Annotated in this window: 8 protein-coding genes and 1 pseudogene; 4 read left to right on the forward strand and 5 right to left on the reverse strand. The window is 72.8% G+C overall.

Annotated features, from left to right (window positions below; genetic code table 11):
• Positions 1–162 precede the first annotated feature (162 nt).
• From B1205_RS15500 to B1205_RS15515, 4 genes are read right to left on the reverse strand one after another with little or no spacing between them, the layout of a single operon-like run.
• Positions 163–1,482, reverse strand: a complete 1,320-nt coding sequence (locus B1205_RS15500; protein ID WP_089156264.1) for a hypothetical protein — start codon at positions 1,480–1,482, stop codon at positions 163–165.
• On the reverse strand, positions 1,479–2,279 hold the full coding sequence (locus tag B1205_RS15505; protein ID WP_089156399.1) for an ABC transporter ATP-binding protein: 801 nt from the start codon (positions 2,277–2,279) through the stop codon (positions 1,479–1,481). The genes B1205_RS15500 and B1205_RS15505 overlap by 4 nt, the downstream gene beginning before the upstream one ends.
• A gap of 17 nt (positions 2,280–2,296) precedes the next feature.
• Positions 2,297–3,097 carry a hypothetical protein gene (locus B1205_RS15510; RefSeq protein WP_089156265.1) on the reverse strand — a complete coding sequence of 267 codons (801 nt, stop codon included), beginning with the start codon at positions 3,095–3,097 and terminating at the stop codon, positions 2,297–2,299.
• Positions 3,094–3,645 (reverse strand): RNA polymerase sigma factor, encoded by a 552-nt coding sequence (locus B1205_RS15515; RefSeq protein WP_176308638.1) that lies wholly within the window; start codon positions 3,643–3,645, stop codon positions 3,094–3,096. Before B1205_RS15515 ends, B1205_RS15510 begins: the two co-directional genes overlap by 4 nt.
• Positions 3,646–3,769: 124 nt before the next feature.
• Between B1205_RS15515 and B1205_RS15520 the strand changes: the two genes are divergently transcribed.
• The 3 genes from B1205_RS15520 to B1205_RS15530 are packed head-to-tail and all read left to right on the forward strand — an operon-like array spanning position 3,770 to position 5,198.
• Positions 3,770–4,144, forward strand: a complete 375-nt coding sequence (locus B1205_RS15520; RefSeq protein ID WP_089156266.1) for an ArsR/SmtB family transcription factor — start codon at positions 3,770–3,772, stop codon at positions 4,142–4,144.
• On the forward strand, positions 4,141–4,647 hold the full coding sequence (locus tag B1205_RS15525; RefSeq protein WP_089156267.1) for an SRPBCC family protein: 507 nt from the start codon (positions 4,141–4,143) through the stop codon (positions 4,645–4,647). The genes B1205_RS15520 and B1205_RS15525 overlap by 4 nt, the downstream gene beginning before the upstream one ends.
• On the forward strand, positions 4,635–5,198 hold the full coding sequence (locus tag B1205_RS15530; protein ID WP_089156268.1) for a dihydrofolate reductase family protein: 564 nt from the start codon (positions 4,635–4,637) through the stop codon (positions 5,196–5,198). The genes B1205_RS15525 and B1205_RS15530 overlap by 13 nt, the downstream gene beginning before the upstream one ends.
• Before the next feature lie 29 nt (positions 5,199–5,227).
• Here the strand turns inward: B1205_RS15530 and B1205_RS15535 are convergent, their stop codons facing one another.
• Positions 5,228–6,067 carry an SAM-dependent methyltransferase gene (locus B1205_RS15535; protein WP_254909971.1) on the reverse strand — a complete coding sequence of 280 codons (840 nt, stop codon included), beginning with the start codon at positions 6,065–6,067 and terminating at the stop codon, positions 5,228–5,230.
• Positions 6,068–6,321: 254 nt separating this feature from the next.
• Between B1205_RS15535 and B1205_RS15540 the strand changes: the two are divergent.
• Positions 6,322–7,865, forward strand: a pseudogene (locus B1205_RS15540) (chitinase).
• The last annotated feature ends 49 nt before the right edge of the window (positions 7,866–7,914 follow it).

Genomic DNA, 7,914 nt, shown 5'->3' on the forward strand with positions numbered 1-7,914 from the left:
GGGTGGCGACCATCAGCAGCACGGTCAGGACCACCATCGGCACGTCGGCGGTAGGGGTGTCGGAGAAGATCGACCACAGCGACCACATCAGGACCGCCCAGGCCCCGGCCGCGGCCAGCGCGACCGGGGCGTACCGGGAGCGCAGGTAGAGCGTCAGCCACCTCACCGCGCGCTCCCGGTGAGCAGTCCGTCCACGGCCGAGCAGGTCACCGCGGCCCGATGCAGGGCCGCCAACCGGGACTCCGCCTCCCCGGCGGGCAGGCCGCGCAGGGTGGCGCCGAGCTGCCGGGCCGCGGCCACCTCGGCCGGATCGACGAACTCGCCGCCCACCGGGTCACGCCCGGTCAGGTACGCGGCGGCGGCCAGCCGGTCCACGTAGCCGATCCGGTTCTCGCACCCGGGCGGCCCGTCGAACGCCGCGGCCACGACGTCGGCCGCCACGGTGTCCGCCCGGTCCAACCGGCCGTCCGTGCCCGCCTCGACGGGGAGCAGGACCACGTCGGCCGCCCACGGCGCGTGACGGTCCGGGTAGGTGCTGGTGTCCTCGTGCACCCGGGTCGGCGCGGCGGGCAGCCTCGCCAGCATCGCCAGGCCCTCCCGCGCCGGTGCGACCACCTCGGCCAACAGCCCGGCGTGGACCCGGCTGACGCACACCCGCGGCCCGTCGTCGGCGCACACCAGTTCCTGCGCCACCGGGTCGACCGCGTCGGTGACGACCCGGTCCCGGTGCGGCACGACCGTGATCGCGAGGGCCGCCCCGGCCGCCAGCGGGACCAGCGCCGCCACCCCGACCCGACGGCTGCGGAACGCGAACAGCAGCACGGCGGCGACCGCGAGCGCGGCCAGCCAGACGGCCTGGGCGGCGCTGACCCGGCCCGGCACGGTCGCGTACGCGTCGGGCATGTTCATCTCGTAGATCGGGGAGAACACCAGGGCCAGCCATCCCCGGGGCCGGGTCATGGCGGGTAGGAGCAGCAGCAACGCCAGCCCGGCCACGGCCAGCGCCGGCGCGGTGACCGGCGACGGCAGCAGGCGGCCGACCGCCAGGCCGAGCCACGCGGCGGCGATCAGCGCGAGGGCGCCCACGGCCGCGACGGTGAAGACCGCTGCCGGCAGGTACCCGGCGGTGTCGACGATCCAGACGCCGCCGGCGACCGCCATCGCCAGGTAGCCGGACACCACCCCGATCGCGAGCGCGCCGAGCGTCGGCGCCGTCCGCAGCGGACGGGGACGGGGCGTGCTGGCGAACAGTTCCTCGACGTCGGACCGGTGCTCGCGGCGGGCCTGCCAGGCGCCGGCGGCCAGCGCCAGCGGCCACAGCAGCGCCAGGTAGAGCCGTTGGGTCATGGCGAGCTGCATCCAGCCGGTGGCGAAACCGATGCCCTCGGCGAAGTACAGCAGCAGGGTGCCGACGACGGCCAGGATCCCGCCGGCGCCGATCGCGGCGGAGCGGCGCAGTTCGAGGGCGAGGATGCGGCTCATCGGCCCGCCTCCGCCCGGTGCCGACGCAGCAGCGCGGAGTAGCCCCGCTCGGCCGGGCTGTCCCCGGCGTCGCCCGCACCGCCCTGCGCGGCCAGGTCGTCCGGCACGCCCTGGTACACGAGCCGGCCGTCATTCATCAGGACGACATCGGTGCAGGCGGCGACCACGTCCTCGACCAGGTGGGTGGAGACCAGGACGCAACTGTCGACGCCGACGTCGCGCAGCAGCTCCCGGAACTCGAGGCGCTGCTCGGGGTCGAGGCCGACGGTCGGCTCGTCGAGCAGCAGCACCGCCGGGTCGTTGACGATCGCCTGCGCGATGCCCGCCCGGCGCAGCATGCCCCCGGACAGCGTCTTCATCCGCGCGTCCGCCTTGGCGGTGAGGCCGACCCGGTCGACCGCCCGCTGGACGGCACCCGGGATCGTGGCCTTCGGCATCTCCTTGAGCCACGCCATGTACTCGACGAACTCGCGGACGGTGAAGCGCGGGTAGAACCCGAACTGCTGCGGCAGGTAACCCAGCCCGCGCCGCACCCGCCGCAGGTCGGCCCGGTCGCCGACCTGCTCGCCGAGCAGGGTCAGCCGCCCGCCGGCCGGTTTGACCACGGTGGCCACGGCCCGCATCAGCGTGGTCTTGCCGGCCCCGTTCGGGCCGAGCAGACCGTGCACGCCGGTGCCGAGGGCCAGGTCGAGCCCGTCGACGGCGACGTGCCGGCCGGCACGGACCCGTAGGCCCTCCGCGTGCACGGCCCAGGGGTGGGTGGTGGCGGCCGTCTCGGCCGCGCTCACCGTACGCATCATGGTTCTTCTCCGTTTCAGTGGTGGCTGGTCAGCCGGCGGAAGTCGGCGGCGCGGAGCCCGGCCAGACCGGCCAGCGCCAGCGTGAGCAGCGCCCACGCGACGGCTCCGCCCGGCTCCAGCACGGCCGGCAGCCGGGCGGTGAGCACGGCCGGCAGCACGACGGCCAGCGCCCAGGCCACGCCGAGCCCGATCGCGGCGACGCGCACGCCGACGAAGGCGCCGAGCGTGATGGCGGCGGCGGTGAAGGCCAGGCACGGCAACAGCGTCATCGCCAGCGACGCCCCGGTCCGCGTACTGCCCAGGGCGAGCACCGGCACGACGACGGCCAGCACCGCGGCCGTGCGCCGCAGCAGCATCGCGAGCCCGGCCGCCGGCGTGCCGGCGACGAGTTCCCAGGCCGGGTCGTGGCGACGGCTCCAGGCGAACGCCACCCCGGGCAGCGGCGCGATCGGCGCCAGCAGGGTCACCAGCGACGGCAGGTGCGGCGCCGCGGCCTCGAGCAGGACCGCACAGCCGAGCACCGCCACGGTCATGGTCAGCCACGGCAGCAGACGCCAGACGAACCAGCGGTTGCGGACCGGCGACCAGCGCCGGCGTGGGGCCGGGACCGGCCCGGCGGCGACGGCCCGGTCCACCCCGGCGGCGACCCGGTCGAGCAAAACCCGGGTGTCGTCCGGTACGCGGCCGACCAGCACCGCGCGGCAGTGCGCGCACCCCTCCAGGTGCACCTCGACCGACCACATGGTGACCTCGTCGAGGCTCGCCCGAGGATCGGCGTAGCGGGCGATCACCGCGGCGCTCGGATGGGTGGTCATGAGAGCGCCTCCCGCAGGGCGATGCGGGCCCGCCGGGCCCGGGACTTCACGGTGTTCTCCGGCACGCCCAGCAGCAGGGACGTCTCGCGTACGGACAGCCCGTCGAGCACCATCGCGCGCAGCACCTGCCGTGCCTCCGTCGGCAGCGCGAGCAGGGCCTGCTCCAGTTCCTGGCCGACGCGTGCGGCCATCACCTCGTCCTCGGCGGCGGACGCGACCGTCTCGGTGAGCGGCACCGCCGGCGGTTGGCGCTGCCGGGCCCGCCGGCGGAACGCGTCGACGAGGCGGTGCGCCGCGATGGTCCAGAGCCAACCGACCGCGCTGCCGGAGGCGGTCGACCCGGCGAAGCCGCCGGCGGCCCGCCACACCGCCAGGTAGGTCTCCTGCATCACGTCGGCCACCACATCGTCGTCCGCGCACCGGCGGCGCAGTCGGACGAGCAGCCACGGCGACGTACGCCGGTACAGCTCGTCGAAGGCGCGCCGGTCCCCGGCGGCGGTGCGGCGCACGAGTTCCTCCTCGTCGGCCGCGTCCAGGCTTCGTCTCACGATCAGCAAGACGACCACCCCGACGCCGAGGTTTCCGGGCCACCTGTGACCTGGCTCACTTCGTTTTCTGACCCACACGCTCCGGCCTTCACTTAACCTAGCGGTTAAGTGAAGGGAGCCCCCGATGGCTGGCACCGATCAGCTCAGCGCCGTGTTCTCGGCGCTCGCCGATCCGACCCGTCGGGCGATCATCGCCGAGTTGGCCGAACGCGACGCCACGGTCACCGAGCTCACCGCTCCCCTGTCCATCTCGATGCCGGCGGTGTCACGGCACCTCAAGGTGCTCCAGCGCGCCGCGCTCATCTCGCGGTCACGGTCGGGCAAGTGGCGGGCGAGCCACCTCGAAGCCGCCCCGCTGCGGGAGGCAGCCGACTGGATCGAGCGTTACCGGCGGTTCTGGGACTCGTCCCTCACCCGCCTCGACGCCCACCTCGCCGCGATGCGGACCGCCGGGCCGGCACCGGACCGGACGGTTGACGACCCCAGGGGGCTCGCATGAGGACGAACGTGCCGCAGCTCGTCATCTCCCGGGTGTTCGACGCGCCGCGGGAACTCGTGTACCGAGCCTTCACCGACCCCGAGCACCTGGCGGCGTGGTGGGGCCCGACCGGCACCTCACTGCCGCGCGACGAGATCGAGTTCGACGTACGCCCCGGCGGCTTTCAACGCTGGACGGAGGTCGACCCGGCCCGGCCCGGCCTTCGCGTGCACATTCACGTCGACCTCACCGACGTCGCCGACGGCCGGCTGCTCGACGGCGTCATGCACGTCCGTGGCCGGCTACCGGACGGCATCGAGCCGTTCGAGACGAGACTCCGCATCGAGTTCCACGACGAGGCCGACGGACGGACGCGTCTGGACATCCGCCAGTGGCTTCCCGAACATCTGGCGCGCCCCAGCGAGGAGGGATGGCGCCAGGCGTTCACCAAGCTGGACGCCAGGCTGATACGCATCCAGGCGGTTGCCGCCGATCATCGAGAGGTAGGGGCATGGCAAAGCTGATCTACGTGACGAACGTGTCGCTCGACGGCTACATCGAGGACGAACGCGGCGTCTTCGCCTGGCTCCCACCGGACGACGAGGTCTTCGCGTTCACCACCGACCTCATCCGGCCCGTCGGCACGTTCCTCTACGGGCGACGCCTGTACGAGTCGATGGCGCTCTGGGAAACCGACCCCGCCCTGGCCGCGCAGTCCGACCTTGCCGCCGACTTCGCCCGCACCTGGCAGGCGGCGGGCAAGGTCGTCTACTCCACGACGCTCGCCACGGTGTCCACTGCCGACACCCGCCTCGAACGTGTCTTCGACCCCGTCGCGGTGGACCACCTGAAGGCCACCGCCAGCTCCGACCTCGTGGTGGGCGGCGCGAACCTCGCGGCGCAGGCCGCCAGGGCCGGGCTGGTCGACGAGTACCAGTTGTTCGTCCTGCCGATCGTCGTCGGCGGCGGCAAGCCAGGGCTGCCGGCCGGGCTGCGCACCGGCCTCGAACTCCTCGACGAGCGCCGATTCCGCAACGGCGTCGTACACCTCCGCTACCGTTCGGTCGGACAGTGAGACAGCCCGTCCCGGACGGCCGCTGAGTCCTACGGTTTGCGGGCGAGCAGTCCGACGAAGGTGTGGTAGGTGTCGGTCTGCTTCGGCGCGGGCGTGCCCGGGTCCGGACGCCACTCGGCCAGCGGCACCAGCCCGGGCTCCAACACCGTCAGCCCGTCGGCGAAGGAGAGGATCTCCTCGTCGGTGCGCCAGCGGCCGGTGCCCAGTGACTCGTTGAAGACCCGCTCGACCTCGCGGGCCTTGCGGGAGCCTTCCGGGTCGCGCTCACCCGGATCGCGGAAGTGCGAGATCGCCACGTAACTGCCCGACGGCAGCGCGTCGATCAACTCCGCCGACACCGCTCCCGGCTGCTCGTCGTCGCCGAGGTGGTGCAGGATCGCGAAGAGCAGCAACCCGATCGGCCGGTCGAAGTCGAGGAACCGGCGGGCGTCCGGATCGTCGAGGATCTCCTGCGGTCGCCGGATGTCGGCCTGGATCACCGTCGCGGTGCCCTCCGCGGCGAGCAGGGCCCGTCCGTGGGTCAGGACGATCGGGTCGTTGTCCACGTACACCACCCGGGCGCCCGGGTTGTGCTCGGTGGCGACCTCGTGCACGTTGCCCTGCGTGGGCAGTCCGGAGCCGATGTCGAGGAACTGGTCGATCCCGGCCTCGGTGACGAGGAAACGGATCACCCGACGCAGGAAGGCCCGGTTCGCCTGGCCGGCGGCCGGCCCGTCCGGAGTGATCCGCAGGGCGTGCTCGGCGACCTTCCGGTCGACCTCGAAGTTGTCCTTGCCACCCAGGAAGTAGTCGTAGACCCGGGCCACGCTGGGAACGGTGAGGTCGATTCCGGGGGGTGCGGCCTTGTCGCGGGTCACTGGCATCTCCATCCGAGTCTCAATCAGCGCACCGGGTGCGGTGGGCGGTTCCGGACACTGTCCGGGAGTGTAGCGATCGGACGATGTGGACCGTCGCCCCACTGGTACCGCTCCCACCGGATCGGGCCCGCGACCAGGAAGCACGTCGAATCACGGTGACCGGTGTGTCGGCTCGGGCGAGCCNGCCCTGGACAACTTCAGTTAACAAACCTAATAATTAGCCTCCCGTCGATATCCCTCGGCCGGGCACCCCTCGGGAGGACCGGATGGCGCGCAGATTCCGAACACCGTTCCTGGCTGCCCTGGCGGCCCTGGTCTCCGCCGCCGCGGCGGCCCTGACCCTCGCCGATCCGGCCCTGGCCGCCGGCCCGACGGCCGCGTTCACCAAGACCTCCGACTGGGGCACCGGCTGGGAGGGCCGCTACACCATCACCAACGGCGGTTCGAGCACGATCACCGGCTGGCAGGTCGCCTTCACCCTGCCGGCGGGCACCACCCTCGGCTCGTACTGGGACGCCACGGTCAGCAGCGCCGGGCAGCGGCACACCTTCACCAACCGCTCCTGGAACGGCACCCTGGCACCCGGCGCGTCGGCGTCGTTCGGCTTCCTGGCCACCGGCTCCGGCCTGCCCGCCGACTGCACGCTCAACGGCGCGTCCTGCGGCGGTGGCGTGTCACCCACCACGGCACCACCCACCACAACACCGCCCACCACCAGGCCACCCACCACGCCGCCACCGACCACGACACCGCCGCCCACCACACCGCCGCCCACCACACCGCCGCCGACGACCGCGCCGCCGACGACCGCGCCGCCCACCAGCCCGCCGAACACCGGGCTGCCGAAACACGCCCTGATCGGCTACCTGCACGCCAGCTTCGCCAACGGCGCCGGGTACCTGCGGATGGCCGACGTGCCCGCCGACTGGGACATCATCAACCTCGCCTTCGGCGAACCCACCTCCGTCACCTCCGGCGACATCCGCTTCCAACTCTGCCCGGTCGCCGAGTGCCCCAACGTGGAGACCGAGGCCCAGTTCATCGCGGCCATCCGGGCCAAGCAGCAACAGGGCAAGAAGGTGCTGCTGTCCATCGGCGGTCAGAACGGGCAGGTGCAACTCACCACCACCGCCGCCCGGGACGCGTTCGTCCGCTCCGTGTCGGCGATCATCGACCGGTACGGCCTCAACGGCCTGGACATCGACTTCGAGGGCCACTCCCTCTACCTCAACACCGGCGACACCGACTTCCGCAACCCCACCACCCCGGTGGTGGTGAACCTGATCTCCGCGATCCGCACCCTCAAGCAGCGCTACGGCGCCGGCTTCGTGCTCACCATGGCGCCGGAGACGTTCTTCGTGCAGCTCGGCTACCAGTTCTACGGCTCAGGCCCCTGGGGCGGCCAGGACCCCAGAGCCGGGTCGTACCTGCCGGTGATCCACGCGCTCCGGGACATCCTCACCGTCCTGCACGTCCAGGACTACAACTCCGGCCCCATCGTCGGGCTCGACGGCCAGTACCACACCATGGGCGGCGCCGACTTCCACATCGCGATGACGGACATGCTGCTGGCCGGCTTCCCCGTCGCCGGCAACGCCAACGCGGTCTTCCCCGCGCTGCGCGAGGACCAGGTCGCGTTCGGTGCGCCCTCCTCCACCAGCGCCGGCAACGNAACTGCGGCGCGTACACCCCGCGCAGCGGGACCAACCCCAACTTCCGCGGCCTCATGACCTGGTCGATCAACTGGGACCGTTACTACTCCTGGGAGTTCCGGCTCAGCCACGGCCCGTTCCTCAGGGCGCTCCCCTGACCCGGCGGTGACCCGACCGGTGTCGCGGCCCGGCCCACCCGGGCCGGGC

This window comes from Micromonospora sp. NBS 11-29, assembly GCF_002140155.1.
GTDB lineage: Bacteria > Actinomycetota > Actinomycetes > Mycobacteriales > Micromonosporaceae > Micromonospora.

What these genes read in the sequence shown, in the direction of transcription:
- B1205_RS15500 (WP_089156264.1), bottom strand. Translation starts at nt 1,482, where the DNA reads ATGAGCCGCATCCTCGCCCTCGAACTGCGCCGCTCCGCCGCGATCGGC.
- B1205_RS15505 (WP_089156399.1), bottom strand. Translation starts at nt 2,279, where the DNA reads ATGCGTACGGTGAGCGCGGCCGAGACGGCCGCCACCACCCACCCCTGG.
- B1205_RS15510 (WP_089156265.1), bottom strand. Translation starts at nt 3,097, where the DNA reads ATGACCACCCATCCGAGCGCCGCGGTGATCGCCCGCTACGCCGATCCT.
- B1205_RS15520 (WP_089156266.1), top strand. Translation starts at nt 3,770, where the DNA reads ATGGCTGGCACCGATCAGCTCAGCGCCGTGTTCTCGGCGCTCGCCGAT.
- B1205_RS15525 (WP_089156267.1), top strand. Translation starts at nt 4,141, where the DNA reads ATGAGGACGAACGTGCCGCAGCTCGTCATCTCCCGGGTGTTCGACGCG.
- B1205_RS15530 (WP_089156268.1), top strand. Translation starts at nt 4,635, where the DNA reads ATGGCAAAGCTGATCTACGTGACGAACGTGTCGCTCGACGGCTACATC.
- B1205_RS15535 (WP_254909971.1), bottom strand. Translation starts at nt 6,067, where the DNA reads ATGGAGATGCCAGTGACCCGCGACAAGGCCGCACCCCCCGGAATCGAC.